General features: G+C 58.4%; 17 protein-coding genes and 1 pseudogene. 9 read left to right on the forward strand and 9 right to left on the reverse strand.

Features of this window, described 5'->3' with window-relative positions:
- Nucleotides 1-77: 77 nt before the first annotated feature.
- Nucleotides 78-1421: a CDP-diacylglycerol--serine O-phosphatidyltransferase gene (pssA, locus tag ACI77D_RS15805; RefSeq protein WP_407016992.1), complete on the reverse strand. Its 1344-nt coding sequence runs from the start codon at nt 1419-1421 to the stop codon at nt 78-80.
- A gap of 124 nt (nt 1422-1545) precedes the next feature.
- Between pssA and ACI77D_RS15810 the strand changes: the two genes are divergently transcribed.
- Entirely contained in the window at nt 1546-2109 is a 564-nt protein-coding gene (locus ACI77D_RS15810) for a TetR/AcrR family transcriptional regulator (protein WP_221296084.1), read from the forward strand.
- Between the two features lie 53 nt (nt 2110-2162).
- Nucleotides 2163-2642, forward strand: a complete 480-nt coding sequence (locus ACI77D_RS15815) for a nuclear transport factor 2 family protein (RefSeq protein WP_221294649.1) — start codon at nt 2163-2165, stop codon at nt 2640-2642.
- 56 nt (nt 2643-2698) lie between these two features.
- Here the strand turns inward: ACI77D_RS15815 and ACI77D_RS15820 are convergent, their stop codons facing one another.
- Nucleotides 2699-3856, reverse strand: a complete 1158-nt coding sequence (locus tag ACI77D_RS15820) for a PQQ-dependent sugar dehydrogenase (RefSeq protein WP_221294648.1) — start codon at nt 3854-3856, stop codon at nt 2699-2701.
- 12 nt (nt 3857-3868) lie between these two features.
- Nucleotides 3869-4183, reverse strand: a complete 315-nt coding sequence (locus ACI77D_RS15825) for a hypothetical protein (protein WP_064452283.1) — start codon at nt 4181-4183, stop codon at nt 3869-3871.
- Between the two features lie 183 nt (nt 4184-4366).
- Between ACI77D_RS15825 and ACI77D_RS15830 the strand changes: the two genes are divergently transcribed.
- Both ACI77D_RS15830 and ligD read left to right on the forward strand, forming a co-directional pair.
- Nucleotides 4367-5227, forward strand: a complete 861-nt coding sequence (locus ACI77D_RS15830) for a Ku protein (RefSeq protein WP_407016993.1) — start codon at nt 4367-4369, stop codon at nt 5225-5227.
- Between the two features lie 18 nt (nt 5228-5245).
- The gene (gene ligD / locus ACI77D_RS15835) at nt 5246-7720 is read left to right on the forward strand and encodes a DNA ligase D (protein WP_407016994.1); all 2475 of its coding nucleotides are present in this window, start codon (nt 5246-5248) and stop codon (nt 7718-7720) included.
- A gap of 19 nt (nt 7721-7739) precedes the next feature.
- On the opposite strand, the gene lpxO is transcribed toward ligD, so the two are convergent.
- Together lpxO and ACI77D_RS15845 are read right to left on the reverse strand one after the other, a co-directional pair.
- Entirely contained in the window at nt 7740-8639 is a 900-nt protein-coding gene (gene lpxO, locus ACI77D_RS15840) for a lipid A hydroxylase LpxO (protein ID WP_064452280.1), read from the reverse strand.
- A 252-nt stretch (nt 8640-8891) separates the two neighbouring features.
- Complete coding sequence (locus ACI77D_RS15845) at nt 8892-10235, reverse strand: Wzz/FepE/Etk N-terminal domain-containing protein (protein WP_221294646.1); 1344 nt, start codon at nt 10233-10235, stop codon at nt 8892-8894.
- Nucleotides 10236-10610: 375 nt separating this feature from the next.
- Here ACI77D_RS15845 and ACI77D_RS15850 point away from each other — a divergent pair, with 375 nt between their 5' ends.
- On the forward strand, nt 10611-10997 hold the full coding sequence (locus ACI77D_RS15850; protein ID WP_262667869.1) for a TIGR03067 domain-containing protein: 387 nt from the start codon (nt 10611-10613) through the stop codon (nt 10995-10997).
- A gap of 136 nt (nt 10998-11133) precedes the next feature.
- Here ACI77D_RS15850 and ACI77D_RS15855 read toward each other — a convergent pair whose 3' ends face one another.
- A complete protein-coding gene (locus ACI77D_RS15855) occupies nt 11134-11946 on the reverse strand; it encodes a bifunctional 2-polyprenyl-6-hydroxyphenol methylase/3-demethylubiquinol 3-O-methyltransferase UbiG (protein ID WP_064452277.1) in 813 nt (270 codons plus the stop codon).
- Between the two features lie 154 nt (nt 11947-12100).
- Here ACI77D_RS15855 and ACI77D_RS15860 point away from each other — a divergent pair, with 154 nt between their 5' ends.
- The 3 genes from ACI77D_RS15860 to ACI77D_RS15870 all read left to right on the forward strand — a co-directional run bounded on the left by ACI77D_RS15860 (nt 12101) and on the right by ACI77D_RS15870 (nt 14384).
- Nucleotides 12101-13339 (forward strand): MFS transporter, encoded by a 1239-nt coding sequence (locus tag ACI77D_RS15860; protein ID WP_064454930.1) that lies wholly within the window; start codon nt 12101-12103, stop codon nt 13337-13339.
- A 405-nt stretch (nt 13340-13744) separates the two neighbouring features.
- A complete protein-coding gene (locus tag ACI77D_RS15865) occupies nt 13745-13954 on the forward strand; it encodes a hypothetical protein (protein WP_407016995.1) in 210 nt (69 codons plus the stop codon).
- A 79-nt stretch (nt 13955-14033) separates the two neighbouring features.
- The gene (locus ACI77D_RS15870) at nt 14034-14384 is read left to right on the forward strand and encodes a hypothetical protein (RefSeq protein WP_407016996.1); all 351 of its coding nucleotides are present in this window, start codon (nt 14034-14036) and stop codon (nt 14382-14384) included.
- A gap of 218 nt (nt 14385-14602) precedes the next feature.
- Here the strand turns inward: ACI77D_RS15870 and ACI77D_RS15875 are convergent, their stop codons facing one another.
- Both ACI77D_RS15875 and ACI77D_RS15880 read right to left on the reverse strand, forming a co-directional pair.
- On the reverse strand, nt 14603-15130 hold the full coding sequence (locus tag ACI77D_RS15875) for a lysis system i-spanin subunit Rz (RefSeq protein WP_407016997.1): 528 nt from the start codon (nt 15128-15130) through the stop codon (nt 14603-14605).
- Nucleotides 15127-15660, reverse strand: coding sequence for a glycoside hydrolase family 19 protein (locus ACI77D_RS15880; RefSeq protein WP_407016998.1), 534 nt, complete (start codon nt 15658-15660; stop codon nt 15127-15129). Before ACI77D_RS15880 ends, ACI77D_RS15875 begins: the two co-directional genes overlap by 4 nt.
- A 70-nt stretch (nt 15661-15730) precedes the next feature.
- Between ACI77D_RS15880 and ACI77D_RS15885 the strand changes: the two genes are divergently transcribed.
- A complete protein-coding gene (locus ACI77D_RS15885) occupies nt 15731-16582 on the forward strand; it encodes a methyltransferase domain-containing protein (RefSeq protein WP_407016999.1) in 852 nt (283 codons plus the stop codon).
- Between the two features lie 60 nt (nt 16583-16642).
- On the opposite strand, the pseudogene ACI77D_RS15890 reads toward ACI77D_RS15885, so the two are convergent.
- A pseudogene (locus ACI77D_RS15890) lies at nt 16643-16842 on the reverse strand (phage tail protein); the annotation flags it as partial.

The following is a 16842-nucleotide window of genomic DNA, read 5'->3' on the forward strand; positions in this document are numbered from 1 at the left end:
GCAAGGTGTAGGAGAGATCTCAATGCATCGACGAAAGTAAACTGGAAAGCCGGCGATTCCGGAGAACCTATGCGCGCTTACAAAATGCGGTAAAGCAACCGCTCGATCCGCACCCGGCTGACCCGCCGCAGGAACTTGCCCACGGCCGGCGGGTACTCCAGCAGCGTCTGCAATTGTTGGTAACGTTCGATGCGCGTGGTGTGCTGAAAAATCTCTGCCAGCTCCGTACGCCTCGGCGCCAGCCACTGGCCTTGCGGGTCATCAATCAGCAAGGCGTTTTCCAGATCGAGGCGGAACGCACGCGGGTTGAGGTTATTGCCCGTGAGCAAGGTGTAACGTTGGTCGACCCACATCCCCTTGAGGTGGTAGGTGTTGTCACCGTCGCGCCACAAGTGCAGGTTCAACTGGCCGCTGTCGATCATTGGCTGATGGCGTTTGGCGAAGCGGCGCAGGCTGATTTCATACAGGTAAGGCAGTGCCGAGATCACCTTGAATGGCTCGCTGGGCGGTATGTAGAAATCGTTAGCGGTTTTGTCGCCGACGATGATGTCGACCTTCACCCCGCGCGCCAGCGCCCGGTTAATTTCCCGGGTCACTGGCAGCGGCAGGTTGAAGTACGGCGTGCAAATGGTCAGTTGATGCTGGGCACTGGCGATCAGCTCGAGGATCACCCGGTTCAACGGGTTGTTCTTGCCGACACCGAGCAATGGGCTCACCAACAAATGGCCATTAGGCAACAGCCCCGTGGTGGTGTCATAGGCGGCGTGCTTCAAGCGGCTGCGCAAGTCGCCGATATCGTTGCGCAGGCTGCGGGTGGTCGGCGGGTTCGGCAAGTCCAGGCGGTGCACGGCCTTGGACGCTACCAGCCCGTGCTCCACCAAGTGTTGCATCGAGTCAGCCAACGGCGGGTTGTGGAGCAGGTGATAGCGGTCAAAACGGTACTTGTCGAACTTGTGCAGGTACACGTTGTTCAGGCTGGCGCCGCTGTACAGCACACTGTCGTCGATCACAAAGCCCTTGAGGTGCAACACGCCGAACAGTTCGCGGGTTTGCACCGGCACGCCGTAAACCGGCACTTCGCTGGCGTGGGTTTGGGTCATGGCCTGGTACCAGGCGCTGTTGCCCGGCTGCTTGCCGGCACCGATCAAGCCGCGCTGGGCACGCAGTGAATCGACCACCACCACAACGTCCAGCGCGGGCCGCGCAGCCTTGGCGGCGTGCAAGGCGTCGTAGATTTCCTGCCCTGCTTCGTCCTGCTGCAAGTACAGCGCAACAATGTAGATACGCTGCGTGGCCTGGGAGATTTTTTCCAGCAGGCAACGGCGAAATGCGTCGGCGCCGGACAGCACGTCGATGGCATCGGGAGACAGTGGGAAACCGCGCAGCTTGGGCAACAGGGAGCGTTTGAAGAACGACGGCATAAGGCTCGCAATGGTCGAATCCGAAGAGGCCCCGAGCTTACACCATGGGGGTGCTCAGGTCTCGCTGTCACACAGGGGAAAAATGTAATTGACCAAGAAGAACGATCGTTCTACTGTAGCCGGCATGAACGATATGACCCTGAGTGAAACCCGCGACATTATCCTCGACGTTACCGAAAAGCTGATCTATCGCCACGGCATCGCCGCCACGGGCATGGAGTTGCTGGTGAAAACGGCCGGTGTCTCGCGCAACAGTATTTACCGTTACTTCGCCAACAAAGATGAGCTGGTGATCGCCGCGCTGCAACGCCGCGACGCACGCTGGATGCAGTGGCTGCGCGATGAAGTGCAACGCAGCGAAGGCAGTGGCGAACGCCTGCTGGCGCTGTTCAGCGCCCTCAAGGCCTGGTTCGGCTCGGCGGACTTTCGTGGTTGCGCCTTTATCAATACCAGTGGCGAAACCGGCAACCCGCAAGACCCGGTGCGCCTGCTGGCCAAGGCGCATAAACAGAAACTGTTCGAGTACGCACGTGAACTGTGTGAAGCCCATGGCACCGCAGCCCCCGAACAGCAGGCCGCGCAACTGCTGATCCTGATCGACGGCGCCATTACCGTTGCCTTGGTGATGGGCGATTCAACGGCTGCTGATAACGCGCAATGCATGGCGCGAACGTTATTGGGGCTTTGAACGCACATGCGTTGCAACTTTCGATAACCCTTTTTGTGTTCTGGAGCTGCCCCATGTCATCCAACGCCGAAGTACGTCCGCCACTGCCTCCATTTACCCGTGAGTCCGCCATCGAGAAAGTCCGCCTGGCCGAAGACGGCTGGAATTCCCGGGACCCACAGCGGGTGTCGCTGGCTTATACGCCGGACACGCAGTGGCGAAACCGCGCCGAGTTTGCGCACAACCGCGAAGAGGCCAAAGGTTTCCTCACCCGTAAATGGGCCAAGGAGCTGGACTATCGGCTGATCAAGGAGTTGTGGGCGTTTACCGGCAACCGCATCGCCGTGCGTTATGCCTATGAGTGGCACGACGACTCCGGCAACTGGTTCCGGTCCTATGGCAATGAGAACTGGGAATTCGACGAGAACGGCTTGATGGCGAATCGTTTTGCCTGCATCAACGACCTGCCGATCAAGGAAAGCGAGCGCAAGTTCCACTGGCCGCTGGGCCGGCGCCCGGATGATCACCCAGGCTTGTCTGACCTGGGTTTATAGACCCACGCTGTCAACAGGTGGGAGCTGGCTTGCCTGCTCCCGCCTGCCGAGGTTGTTCAGTCCTGATTCAGGCCTACCCGATACAGCACGCCATTGTCCTCATCGGTCAGCACATACAGGTAGCCGTCCGGGCCCTGGCGCACATCGCGAATCCGCGCGTGCAAAGCGCCCAACAGGCGCTCCTCATGGATCACCTTGTCGCCATCGAACTGCAGGCGGATCAGCTCCTGGCTGGATAACGCGCCAATAAACAGGTTGTGCTGCCACGCCTTGAAACGATCGGCGTCATAAAACGCCATGCCACTGATGCCCGGCGATTTTTCCCAGACGTGATGGGGCGCCACTGTACCCTCCACGGTCTTGCCCTTGGCCTCGGGAATTGGCGTGAGGGAATAGTTGATGCCATGGGTTGCCAATGGCCAACCGTAATTCTTGCCACGCTCAATGATGTTGATTTCATCCCCTCCGCGCGGCCCATGTTCATTTTCCCAGATCGTGCCGCTCCACGGGTTCATCGCCAGCCCTTGCGGGTTGCGCTGGCCATAGGACCAGATTTCGGGGCGTACGCCCTGCTGACCGACGAAAGGGTTGTCATCCGGCACGCGGCCATCCGGGAAGATCCGCACCACCTTGCCTTGCAACTTGTCCAGGTCCTGGGCCGTCGGCCGGTCGTTGTTTTCACCGAGCGTCACGAACAGGTAGCCATCGCGGTCGAAAGCCAGACGTGAGCCGAAGTGGTTTCCGGTCGAGAGCTTGGGCTCCTGGCGCAGAATCACCTTGAAGTCTTTCAAACCGCTCAAGTCGTCGGCCAGACGCCCACGCCCGACGGCGGTGCCGGCTTTGCCACCCTCGCCGCCGCCTTCGGCGTACGACAGGTAGACCATACGGTCCTGCTTGAAGTCCGGCGAGAGCACCACATCGAGCAAACCGCCCTGCCCTTTGGCCCACACCTGCGGCACACCAGTCAGTGGCGCTGAAAGCTGGCCGTCCGGGCTGACAAACCGCAGATGCCCCGGGCGCTCGGTCACCAGGAAGCCTTGTTTGTCTGGCAGAAACGCCACCGCCCACGGGTGGTCCAGGCCTTTGGCGATCGGGGTCGCCGTGATGCTGCCTTGCTCGCTCGGGAACTGCTGGGCATCAGCCGCCCAAACGGTCGTCATGGGCAGCAGCGTGGTTGCGCAAAGCGCGGCTAGAAGGGTTTTGCGTAGAAACATAAGACAGAGTCCTTACCGGCGATTGCCGTTGGCATCGTAAGTGGGCGCTTTGGTGTCAGTGGCGGGACGGCTCGGGGCGGCATCCCGTTTCGGGTAGCGATTGCCGATACCACCGTTTTCCACGGTCGGCGCGGGGCTGGTCGGCCCGGTCTGGACACCGCGAACGGCCGGCGTATTGGGCTGGGTGCCCTGCATGCTGTTGGGGTTGGCCCGATGAATGGGGCTGTTGTTGGAGTCGTTGCTGCCGGGCAGGTTTTGCGCCTGGGCAAATGGCGCGAGCGCCAGGCCCAACGCGAGCACTGCGAGATGACGCACACAGCTGTTCATGACAAAGCCTCTTTGGGGCGAGTGGTACCTGCTTTCGATAACACGCTACGCCTTGGGTTCGGCTTTCGACATTAAATAGTTTCTCATCAGATGTAACACAATCTGTCCGCGCATCTGCCCGTCGAAACTTTTGCCAACGCCTGCGAGTCACCAGAACACTGACTCTTCTCAAGGAACGCAGCCATGCCAAGGGCAATCTGGAAAGGCGCCATCAGTTTCGGCTTGGTCCATATCCCGGTCTCGCTGGTCTCGGCGACGTCCTCCGAGGGCGTCGATTTTGACTGGCTGGACAAGCGCAGCATGGACCCGGTGGGCTACAAGCGCATCAACAAGGCCACCGGCAAGGAAATCAGCAAGGACAATATCGTCAAGGGCGTGGCCTACGAGAAAGGCCGCTATGTGGTGCTCAGCGAAGAAGAAATCCGCTCCGCTCACCCTAAGTCGACCCAAACCATAGAAATCATCGCCTTTGTCGCCGCCGACCAGATCCCTCTGCAAAACATCGACACGCCCTACTTCCTGGCCCCGGACAAACGCGGCGGCAAGGTCTACGCCCTGCTGCGCGAAACGCTGAAGAAAACCGCCAGGGTGGCACTGGCCAATGTGGTCCTGCACACCAAGCAGCACCTGGCGGCGCTGATGCCACTGGACTCGGCGCTGGTACTGGTGATGCTGCGTTGGCCCGCCGAGGTACGCAGCCTGGACGAACTGGAGCTGGGCAGCGACGTGACCAAAGCCAGTTTGACCAAGGGCGAGCTGGACATGGCCAAGCGCCTGGTGGAAGACATGAGTGCCGACTGGCAGCCCGACGAATACCGCGACAGCTTCCAGGAAAAAATCATGGCGCTGGTCGCGAAAAAGGCCAAGGCCGGCAAAATCGAAGATGTGGAAAGCCAGGAAGGCAGCGAGGAACGTAAATCGGCCGATGTCATCGACCTGACAGAGCTGCTCAAACGCAGTCTTGCCGGCAAAGCCACCGCCGCCAAGGCCGCGCCGAAAAAGCCTGCCGCGAAAACGTCCTCCAAAAAGGCCTCAAGAGCCTGACATCCGCCGGAGAACGTCATGGCGAAGCCCCTGAGTGAATACAACCGCAAGCGCGATTTTGAGATCACCGCAGAGCCCGCAGGCGACGCGCCTGCTGGTAAACGCAAGGCTTCGGCCCTGTCATTCGTGATTCAAAAACATGACGCCCGCAACCTGCACTACGACTTTCGCCTGGAGCTCGATGGCGTACTTAAAAGTTGGGCGGTGCCGAAGGGGCCGAGCCTCGACCCCAGCCAGAAACGCCTGGCGGTTCACGTTGAAGACCACCCTCTGAGCTACGGCACCTTCGAAGGCAGTATTGCGCCTGGCCAGTATGGTGCCGGGGATGTGATTGTGTGGGATCGCGGTGTCTGGCAACCCCATGACGAGCCGCACAAGGCGTATGCGGCCGGCAAACTCAAGTTCACCCTGGTCGGTGAAAAACTTTCCGGCGATTGGGCGCTGGTCCGCACTCGGCTCAAGGGCAGCGGCGATAAGGAACAGTGGTTGCTGATCAAGGAAAAGGACCCGCAGGCCAGGCCGTCCGCTGATTACGACATCGTCCTGGACCAGCCGAAAAGTGTGCTCAGCGGCGCCGTGGTTGGTACTCCCAAGCCGCCAAAGAAACGCGAGAAAGCGCCCACTGCCCTGCCCGAACAACTCACCCCGCAATTGGCGACCCTGGTTGACCGCGCACCGCCCGGCGACTGGCGGTATGAAATCAAATTCGACGGTTACCGCATGCTGACACGCATCCACGACGGTGAGGTGCGCCTGTTTACCCGCAACGGCAATGACTGGACCGACCGCTTGCCGCGTCAAGTCAAAGCGCTGCAAGCCCTCAAGCTCAAGGACAGCTGGCTGGACGGCGAAGTGGTCAGCCTCAATGCCGACGGCTTGCCAGACTTCCAGGCGCTGCAAAATGCGTTCGATATCGGCCGCAGCCTGGACATCGTCTATTACCTGTTCGACGCGCCTTTTCTGCAAGGGCAAGATCTGCGCGAAGCCCCCGTGGAGGAACGCCGTGCCGCGCTCAAATCCGCGCTGTCCGGCAGCCGCAGCAAATTGCTGCGGTTCTCCGAAGCCTTTACCGCCAACCAGCGCGACATCTTCGAAAGCGCCTGCGACCTGGCACTGGAAGGCGTAATCGGCAAGCGCGCAGGCAGCCCTTATGTTTCCAGCCGCAGTGCCGACTGGATCAAACTCAAGTGCCGCTTGCGCCAGGAGTTCGTGATTGTCGGCTACACGCGCCCCCAAGGCTCACGCAGTGGGTTTGGTGCGCTGCTGCTGGCGGTCAATGACGACGCCGGGCTGGTCTATGCCGGACGCGTAGGTACCGGGTTTGATCAGGCGGCGCTGAAGTCGATCTACGCGCAGCTCAAACCCCTGGAGCGCGAAACCTCACCGCTGGAACAACCCTTGACCCGCACTCAGGCACGCGGTGTGCACTGGGTTGAACCCTCGCTGGTCGGCGAAGTGAATTTCACCGAATGGACCCGCGAAGGCGTGGTGCGCCATGCGTCATTCGTTGCGTTGCGCACCGATAAGCCGGCGACGCAGATCAATCGTGAGCAGCCACGTAAGGCCAAGTCCCTCACGAAGGCTACGCCGGCGAGAAGCGCCAGCAGCGCTGTGAACATCACCCACCCCGACCGCGTGATTGACCCGCAAAGTGGTACACAAAAACAGCAATTGGCCGCCTACTACGACAGCATCAGCGAGTGGATCCTGCCCTTCCTGCGCCACCGGCCCGTCTCGCTGCTGCGTGCACCGCAAGGCATCGAGGGCGAGCAGTTCTTCCAAAAGCACTCTGAGCGACTCGCCATTGCGCATATCAAACAGCTGGACCAGAAGCTCGACCCGGGCCATGCACGCCTGATGGAAATCGACACGGCGAGCGCCCTGATCGGCGCCGTGCAGATGGGCACGGTCGAACTGCATACCTGGGGCGCCACCTCGGACCACATCGAAACCCCCGACCTGTTTGTACTTGATCTGGACCCGGACCCGGCACTGCCTTGGAAAACCATGCTGGAAGCAGCGCAACTGACACTGTCGGTATTGGATGAGCTTGGGCTCCAGGCCTTCGTCAAGACCAGCGGCGGTAAAGGTCTGCACCTGGTTGTACCGCTCGCGCACCGGGATGGCTGGGAGACCGTGAAGGCGTTTGCCAAAGCCATCGCGCAGTTCATGGCGCTGCAATTGCCCGAACGCTTTAGTGCTACCTCGGGCCCAAAGAACCGGATCGGCAAGATCTTTATCGACTACCTGCGCAACGCGCGTGGCGCGAGCACCGTCGCCGCCTATTCGGTCAGGGCACGACCTGGCTTGCCGGTATCGGTACCGGTGAGTCGAGAGGAATTGAAAGGGTTACGCGGAGCCCAACAGTGGACGATCGCCAACCTGCACCTGCGGTTGAACAACCTCAAGGGCGATCCGTGGACCGGTTATGCGCACCGGCAGAAGATCAGCAAGACGATGTGGGACAAGCTGGGCGCGAAACCACCGCAGTGATTCGCGCCCGCAGGGCGATTTAGATCAGGATAAAGATCAGCGCCAAACCGGCGAAGATTGCCCATTTTTCCAGGTAGTAGCGTGCACGATTGCGCTTTTTGAGCTCTTTACCACGCAGACGGATCTTGTACAGGCGCGTGAACGCGCGGTTCAAGCCGCCGGTCTTGTCGCCATCATCATTGGGCGAACCGGCAGCCGCCATCACGTTACGGCTGAACCAGCGGTTGAACGCCGCCGCCCAGCGGTACTTCATTGGGCGTTCGATGTCGCAGAACAAAATGATGCGGTTGTGCGGTGTGGTGTTTTCCGCGTAGTGAATGTAGGTCTCATCAAACATCACCGGCTCGCCGTCGCGCCAGTAATAGCTTTCGCCATCCACATTGATGTAGCAGCCAGGGTCATTGGGTGTATCCAGGCCCAAGTGATAGCGGTAGGAACCGGCGTACGGATCGCGGTGGCGTACCAGCTTGGAACCCGGCGGCAACTCGGCAAACATCGCCGCCTTGATCGAGCCGATGCTTTGCACCAGTTCAGTGGTGCGCGGGCACAGTTTCATCGCCGACGGGTGACTGTCGCCATACCACTTGAGGTAAAAACGCTTCCAGCCGGACTTGAAGAACGAGTTGAAACCCACGTCGTTGTACTGGTCAGAGCGCTTGATCTCGCCTGCCCGCATCAGGTTCTGGCCTTCCTGGCGGATTTCCTCCCAATGCTCCTGTAGCGGGCTCAGGTCCGGAAAATCGCTGGGCGACAGAAAGGGACGGCTTGGCTGCTTGGAAAACATGTAGAGGAAGCAGTTGACCGGCGCGAGGAACGTCGAGTGGTCGCTAAGCTGGCGGCCCAGCTTGTGTCGCACCCTGCCACGCAGGTGAACATACGCAATGGAGGCAACGTAGAGAACAACAATGATGAGTTTCAAGGGATTCGTCACAAGTCAGAAGAGAACAGGCTGCTCCTGCATGCCCACAACGGCCGAGGATAAGTAAGCAGCACCTGAAATCACGATTACACATTGGCAGTTAGTCGCGGGTTTACTGTCCGGACCAATGCCATTGGTGGTTATTTAGCCACAGTTTGTAACCAAAGGTTAACTAAGAATTGTGAAAAGCTGTCTACTAAACGTCATAAGCAAGTATGGACCGGCCTGGTTACCGGCCCATTGCAGGCGTGTTTACCGCGGCGGCTGACCGTCTGTGCGCTCGCCACGTTGGAAACGGCCACTCCCCACAAAGGCGTACGGTTCAGCCTGGCGGTGCACGAGTATAAAGTGACGGATCAGCGCCACCAGCAAGCCCAGGAACACGCCCATCACCAGACTCACCGCGATGATCAGCAGTTTTTTCGGCTTGATGGAGGCCAGCGGCTCCTGGGCGCGGCGGTCGACGGCCACCAGCTTCAAATGGCTCATATCGATGTTGAGGCCGCGTAGCCTGGCGGCTTCCGCCCGAAGCGGTTCGACATCCCGCAAGAAGATATCTTCGTTCCCACGTTTTTGCAGAATCTCAACTTCACGGTTGGATTCCAGCAGTTGAAGCTCTTTGCCAATTTCAGCGACACGGCTATTGGTGAAGTCATCGCTGGTACGCTGTTGCAAGGCAGTTCGCTCGGCTTCCAGGGCTTCAGTGCCGAGGAAATACAACGGGACCTTCTGGTTGCTGATCTCGGTGCGCACCACCTGATTTGAGCCTGCTCGCGTGGTATCGGCCATGGACGATGGCGTCGTCGGCTTCCTGATGCCCATGGTTTTGGCAATCGAGATCGCCTCGGCCAGTTCTGCCAGGCGGTCGGTGCGCTCCATTTTCATCTGCAGGCGCAGCCCACTGAGCTCATCCTGCAATCGGGCACGCTTGAGCCTGTCGGCCTCAAGCAGCGTGGCGATTTTTGATTCCTTTTCCGTTTCATAATTGGCACGGGCGGCGTCGATTTTGCCCTTGAGCTCGCTCAGGCGGTTATTAACGATCACCTTGAGATCGGCGCCGACTTGCTCACGCTCCGCGGCAATGGCGTAATCGACAAAACCATTGAGGATCGCAACGCCGTCGACGCCAGCCGGGTATTGCAACTCCAGGCGGATAGAATTGCTCAGGGAATCGGCTTTCTTGGGGTCCGACAGGATCACGTTGATTGAGCTTCGATTGAAATCTTCAAAACTCTGCTCGAGGCTGCGACCCGGCTTCTGGTAGGCATTGAACAGTTGTTCATGACTTTTAAAGAACGCCAGGCGAGCCTCATAGGAATCCAGCTGCGCGCCTACTTTCGCCAGCGCATCAGCGGCAGGCAGTTTGTAAACCTCGGAGCGGTTCAGCGCATCCAGCTCATTGATCGCCGCCGGCCGCAGCACGCTGCTGACCTCATACTGCTTGGGCGCCATAAACGCGTAACCCGCTCCCAGTAGGCCTGTAAGAATCGTACAACCCACTATCAACTTTTTTTGCCGCCACAGGGCATGGAACAATTCAAACAGGTCAATTTCATCTGGCGTTGCCGGCGAATTGAGCGGAGAAGTTTGGTTCAAAATAAGAACACTCTAAAGTTGACAATAGAAAGCCACCGCCCCTGAAATTCGGACTTGAAGCCCGAGAGGCATGGAAACTCAGAGACAACGCCCTGAATACGAATGACCTATGGCAGTCAGACCACTGGGTATGGCGAAAAATCCGATGCTATTAGAGATTGTTTCTGTTTCATGTCGATGAACAGGCAAGGCCGTCCCTTATGTATGACTAAGAATGTCACCAGCGTAGTCAATAGATGACTAAATCGCTGTCAGCCCACAAAAAAAGGCTGTTTGCGCCGCCTGTCAGTAGCGTTACAGTTACACATTGGCCGATTCACTCCCCGTAATGTTGTGCTCACACGGCACCTCAACCTTCAGCAATAAGGAATTTGCATGCAAGCTCTGTCAGACCCGGACTATCAAATGCTTCAGGGCGCTTGGGAGCAGACATCCCTGGAAGACAATGGCGTGGTCAACCCAGTTGATGCACATAGCGCACCAGGGGCGATTACCACGATTAGCGGGGATCAATTCGAAGTGAGAACCGTCAGTGGCGAAATATTGCTCGCCGGCAGCTTTTCTCTGGACAGCAGCACTCAACCTAAAAGCATTACCTGGGTTGACTCCATGGGCGATGACGCCGGCAAGCCCTTGCCCGCCAGCTATCGTCTGGAAAAGAATGACTTTGTGTTTATCGCCGCGGACGAAGGCATGCCGCGCCCGGCTGTATTCAGCACCGGGCCCGGGCAAACCATGCGCACGTTTGTACGCCGAGCCTGAAGCACGCGCCATCCGAACTTGCGACACGGTTTTCACATGACCTTCACTTTCCGGCCTATAGGGTGAGGCCTACCTACTCCAGTGAATCACTTGGCCCGCCTCTTCTCGCGGGCTTTTTTTTGCGCGGCCAACCGGCTCAGACGGGACGTTTGCTGGCGGTCAAGGTGAAGCACAGGGGCAGCTGGGCCGGTTGGTGCTCGTATTGGTCATACAACTCTTCACGATTTGAATGCGGATACTCTCGCAGATGGTCAACCTGCAACTGCGCCGAGATCAACCCGCTTACGATGCTGCCCAGGGTATGCACGTACCAATAAGACGTCGGCCCGGGAACCTCGTCCAGCCCTTCATAGACAATCGACTGCTGTAACACGAACGGATCGCGCTGGAAGTACGAACTGGTGGGCAACAGCGGATTGGCGGCCCGCGGGTCGAACACTTCGAGGAACGGGTGAGTCTCGTAGATCACCAGGGTGCCACCGGGTTTGAGCGTACTGGCCGCATGCCGCATAAACAGCGCCACATCCGGCATCCAGTTCAGAACGCCAATCGTCACCAGGGCTACATCGAAACGCCCCTGCAAGCCCTCAGGCAGATGATGGATATCGGCTTCAATAAACTCCGGGCTGTGGGGCGAAACATCGGCCAGTTCCCGCGCTTGCAGGAGAAAGGCTCGAGATTGATCGACGCCCACCACGGCGCGCGCGCCCAAGGCGAACAACGACAGGCTTTCGCGACCGTTGTTGCAGCACAATTGCACCACGTCCTTGCCGGCAACGCCGACGTCCTGCAGCAGTGCAGTGATGGTCGGGTCGAGGCAGGAAAAGTCCGCGTGAGCAATCGAGGCCAGCAGTGCATTCCAGTGAGGGCTGTCTTTGTGCAGCGTGGCGGATGCATCCCAGGCGTCTTTGTTGCTGGCGATGGCCTGTTGGGCTGAGGGCATGTCCATTGCGTCTCCAGATAGTCGTTAAAGCAATCTGCGGAAAATAAGCCAATTACCTGTCGGACGGAACCCTCCGCGGAAGCGAAACTTCTCCACAAGCCAACAGGTCACTAAGCCAATGAGTGTTCAGCCCTTGAACGCCCCTCCCGAAGAGTTCGCCGTGGCCAATCACGCTGACCTGCGTAATACCTTATCCCTGGACAGCCTGAATTTCTTCCTGGCCGACGTCCGCGACGGGCTGGGACCTTACCTGGCGATCTACCTGCTGGCCGTCCATAAATGGGACCCGGCCAGCATCGGTGTGGTGATGACGCTCGCGGGCATCGCCGGCTTGCTCACTCAGGGCCCGGCGGGCGCACTGATTGACCGCACACGCAGCAAACGTGCGGTGATAGCCGTGGCCGCTATCCTCGTTACGGTCAGTTGCCTGACGCTGCCGTTTGTCAGCGCTTTCAGTTGGGTAGCCTTGACCCAGGCCGCCAGTGCCGTCGCCGCCTCGGTGTTCGCCCCGGCGATTTCGGCGATTTCGTTGGGGATTACCGGGCCGCGCGCCTTCACCCGCCGTACCGGGCGCAATGAAACCTTCAACCACGCCGGCAACGCCGTGGCGGCGCTGTTGGCCGGCGGGTTGGCGTACCTGTTCGGCCCGGTGGTGGTGTTCTACCTGATGGCCTTTATGGCGTTGGCCAGTATTGTGGCGGTCAGTTGCGTCTCGGCCAAGGCGATAGACCATGAGGTCGCTCGGGGCTTTGACCCGGCCCACACCCGCGATCACGAACAACCCTCCGGCATGAAGGTATTACTGGGCAATCGCCCGCTGCTGCTGTTCGCCATCTGTTGCGCCCTTTTCCACCTGGCCAATGCCGCCATGCTGCCGCTGGTCAGCCAGAAGCTGTCACAGATCAACCTGCAAATGGCCACGCCGCTGACCTCGGCGTGTATCGTCGCCGCACAATTGGTGATGGTGCCGATGGCGTGGCTGGTTGGGCTCAAGGCAGACCTGTGGGGGCGCAAGCCGCTGTTGTTGGCCGGTTTCATGATTTTGCCGCTGCGCGGCGTGTTGTATACGTTGTCCAGCGACCCCTATTGGTTGGTCGCCGTGCAGATGCTCGATGGCATCGGCGCGGGGATTTTCGGCGCGCTGTTCCCGGTCATCGTCAAAGACCTGACCCAGGGCACTGGCCGTTTCAATGTCAGCCTCGGCGCGCTGTCCACGGTGTTTGGGCTGGGCGCCGCACTGAGCAGCAGCCTGGCCGGTTTCGTCGTGCAACAGGCCGGCTATAACGCGGCGTTCCTGACGCTGGCGGGCGTCGCTGCGGTGGCGTTAGCCTTGTTATGGCTGGCCATGCCGGAGACGCTGATGAAACCATCCCTCGCTCGCCATACAACTGTCGCCTGACATATGCGACAATGCGCGCCAAATTCCAACACACATCCAAAATTTTCTGCTCAGCGACCGGGTTTCGCGCCTTGATGTCGCTGTTGACGCATGCCTGAAGGCTCCTGCCGCCACGCTCGCAACCCATTGATAGGTAAAGTAATTGATCTCCACAGCTAACATCACCATGCAGTATAAAATGCATGGCGGTGATTGCTGATGATCAGTGTTTGCTGGGCCAAGTCGTCATGAGTAATCACCCGTAACGCACAGAAATGCACCCGTTGGTTCCAGAAGTGGTCCCAACGGGGAAATTCCGCCTCATGCCGGAACTGCATAACCCCCCTCCCTGGCGTCCTGCCGACCGAACACAAACCACCTAAATCGCATCAACTGGTACGCTGTTCACTCCCTGGAGGAACACCGATGCCAAATTCAGACCTGATCCCTTCCCTGCTCTCGAAGCTCTACGAAAACCAACTCGCCCTCGAAGCCTCCATCATGGAGCTAGCGAACTGGGTGGAGCAGCGCGGCTCCGCTGAAGTCGCAGAGAACGTGCGCGGCGCCCTGCACACGATCGACGAGAACGAAGAGTTCATAAAGCTGACCCTAGCTGTCCTCATGACACCGGACTGACCGCCTCTCGTCGCCTCAAATCGCGCAACGGCAAAACCTCGATTACTGTATGCACATACAGCATTCGGATTTACCCACCATGCACATCGACGAAGACACCTCAGCGTGGCTTGGCTGCCCTACGCCCCTGGAAATGTACAAGCACCAGTGCTCTCTGCTCGAGGACGAACTCAGCGAGACTCAGGCGCTGCTGCGCAAGGCCCGGAAGAACATCGCCGGGCTGGTCCAGATGAATGACGCGCTGGCCACCGGCAAGGCCGAGGCGCAGGCAGTCCTAAAGAAGGCGTTGGCCGAGATCGGAGAGCTCAAAGAACGTTGTTCCGAGCCCGCCATTCTTGGTATGAAGCTCGTCGCCGAACAGCGCGACTACCTGCTCAGGGAGAATCAGCGCCTGTTGCACGCGAGTTCGGTAGCTGCCACTTCTGACTAATTGCACTCGATCAAAAGACCGAATAGAGCAAACTCTATCGGAACGAAATATCAAACTCTAATGAAGGGCTTAAGAATCAGAAGCGCCAAAAAAAGCGCCCAACAAACAATCAGCATTAGCGTAACCGCAGTCCATCGTAGCCCCATAATTAAGCTCCTTGCTTATTTTTATAGGTCGTCTTGTACCACGCTAGCCAAAGCTGAAATGTAGGAAATTCGCTAATTTTTCGCCCGAGATGTGATCGTCCTGACGTACGCTTGGCAAGCCCGCAGCGCGATCAGTCCGTTATCCCCATCGTCGGTGATGGCGATAATTCTTTGAGCATGCGCTGGGTCAAGTTGGGCTCGACGGACTGCATGAACCACGCCGGCGGCGCCGGGGGCGGTAGGCACGTCGCAGCCACTGGCTGAATCCTCGGCAAGGAGGACTGACAGCCGGACATTAGCAGTAGCAAGCTGGTCACGCAGGCGAGCCTGGTTGCGCTGGACATCGGATAACTCCTTGGTGTGTTGTTGGTCTTGGCCGTCGAGCGTTTTCTCCAGGGTCAGGCGCTTGTCGGTTTCGTCTCGGTACTGCTTGGCGGCGGCGGCACTGATCAATGACAGGTCATCCTTGTGAAGGGCGGCCTGCTCGGCGACCTGCTTGCCCATCCGCCAGTCCTGCACCTGCCAGGCGGCGCCAGCAGATACCGCCATCAGCACCAGGATCAGCAGAACCATCCCGACCAGCTTCTGCACCGGCGTCACGCCAGCACCTTCAGCGCCTTGTCGTACAGCGCCTGGCGATCGGCCTTGCCTGTGAGCCCGCCATTTATGCGCCGTGTGATCTTCGTGAACTCACCCTGATCCGCCAGGGTGTTCAGCCCGCGGGAGGACCAAAACCACGCCGCCGACATTGCCGCGTACTGCGGCTGCTCGAGCAGCTCGGGCTTGTTGATCAGATCCAGGCCCAGGGCATAGCCGCACGCCGCATAGTTGGCCCGGCCGGTCACTTGGATTAGGCCACGGCCACGGTATTTGAAGCCATCGCCATTGACCGTATTGCCAAGATCGGCGCGCCCTTCATACCCGGCCTGCTGCGCCGTGGGCCCCCACAACTCTTTCAGCCAGCGGAACTGCCCCGATTCATGCCCGATCTGGGCGATGAAGGCTGCGATGCGCAGTCGAGTGACGATTCCGTACTTGGTCATGGCCGTATTCAGCACAGGTAAAAAAACGCCGGCTTGGCGGCCGGCGTTCGGGAGGATCTGCAGCAACTGCTGCTCGGTGATTGGCATACCTTTCTCCATGCGCAAAAAAACTGCACAATGACGGTCAGTTATTTTCATTACGTTCGAAGGCTCGAATTTGCCGCCAACGGACAAGATTAACCAGCAGGGTTATCACCAGCATAAAAACGCCAAAAGCGTTCAGCATGGTCGCTACGCCCATGCAGCGGCGAATCCAGATGTCTGTAAAATTCAAAGGAGTAGCGTACATATGAGCTATGCGGAATTAACATTAAAAGATCGAAGCAGACTAAAGCGATTCGTTCAAGAACATCGATTTGCAGATGCAATGAAACTATTTCCGCCCTCTCTATCCACATCAACTCCCACAATTGTTGATTTCGGCGCAGGGAACGGCGAGCTATCGATGCGTCTTTCACTGAAATACCCAAAATCTAGTATTACGTGTTATGAACCGGGCGATTTGCTACAAGAAGCAAAAGATATGGTAGGAAACATTTCTAACATAACCACTGCAGCCAGCAGTAGCGACATATGCTCGGGGTCTGCGGACGTAGTTTATTGCCTTGAAGTATTTGAACATCTTCCAGATGTGGAGCGACAGTTCGCACTTGACGAGATACATCGCATCCTCAAAAGCGGAGGCTGGATGATTGTCGGTGTACCTATCGAAATTGGACTGCCTGCCCTGCCAAAGGGTCTTTTCCGCATGGCTCGACGGCGCGGAGATTTTGACGCAAGGATAGGGAACATTCTAAGAAGCACCCTAGGCCGTAGGTTTAGCGTTCGGCCTTCTATTGAAATCGCCGCCGGACTTCGTTATCACCCTCATCATACGGGCTTTGACTATCGCCAACTGATGTATGAGATTATTAAAAAATTTCAATTCAAAAATAAAGTTTGCAGTCCGTTTGCCTTGATGGGGCCGCAGCTTAACTCTGAAATCTATCTCATCGCCTCCAAACAATAAATTTTCTTTTATGCAGATGAAAAAGCCCGCTCAATGGCGGCCGTGGTGTTCGGGCTTCGTTCAGGCTTCGGGGATTGCAAGCTCTTGCGCCGGCGGGGCCTCCTGCGGCATTTCGAATACCGGGGAGTCAGGCACCAGGATGTGCAAAGTGATCATGTGCTTCAGGTCGTAGGGCTTGTCGTCCTTCGTCGCCGTCACCACCAGCACGCCATCAGTGAACTGAATGTCCACGTCGGCTCGCGAGTCCACCTGGTTGACTG

The sequence above is a fragment of the Pseudomonas sp. O39 genome (genome assembly GCF_045447295.1).
GTDB lineage: Bacteria > Pseudomonadota > Gammaproteobacteria > Pseudomonadales > Pseudomonadaceae > Aquipseudomonas > Aquipseudomonas antarctica_A.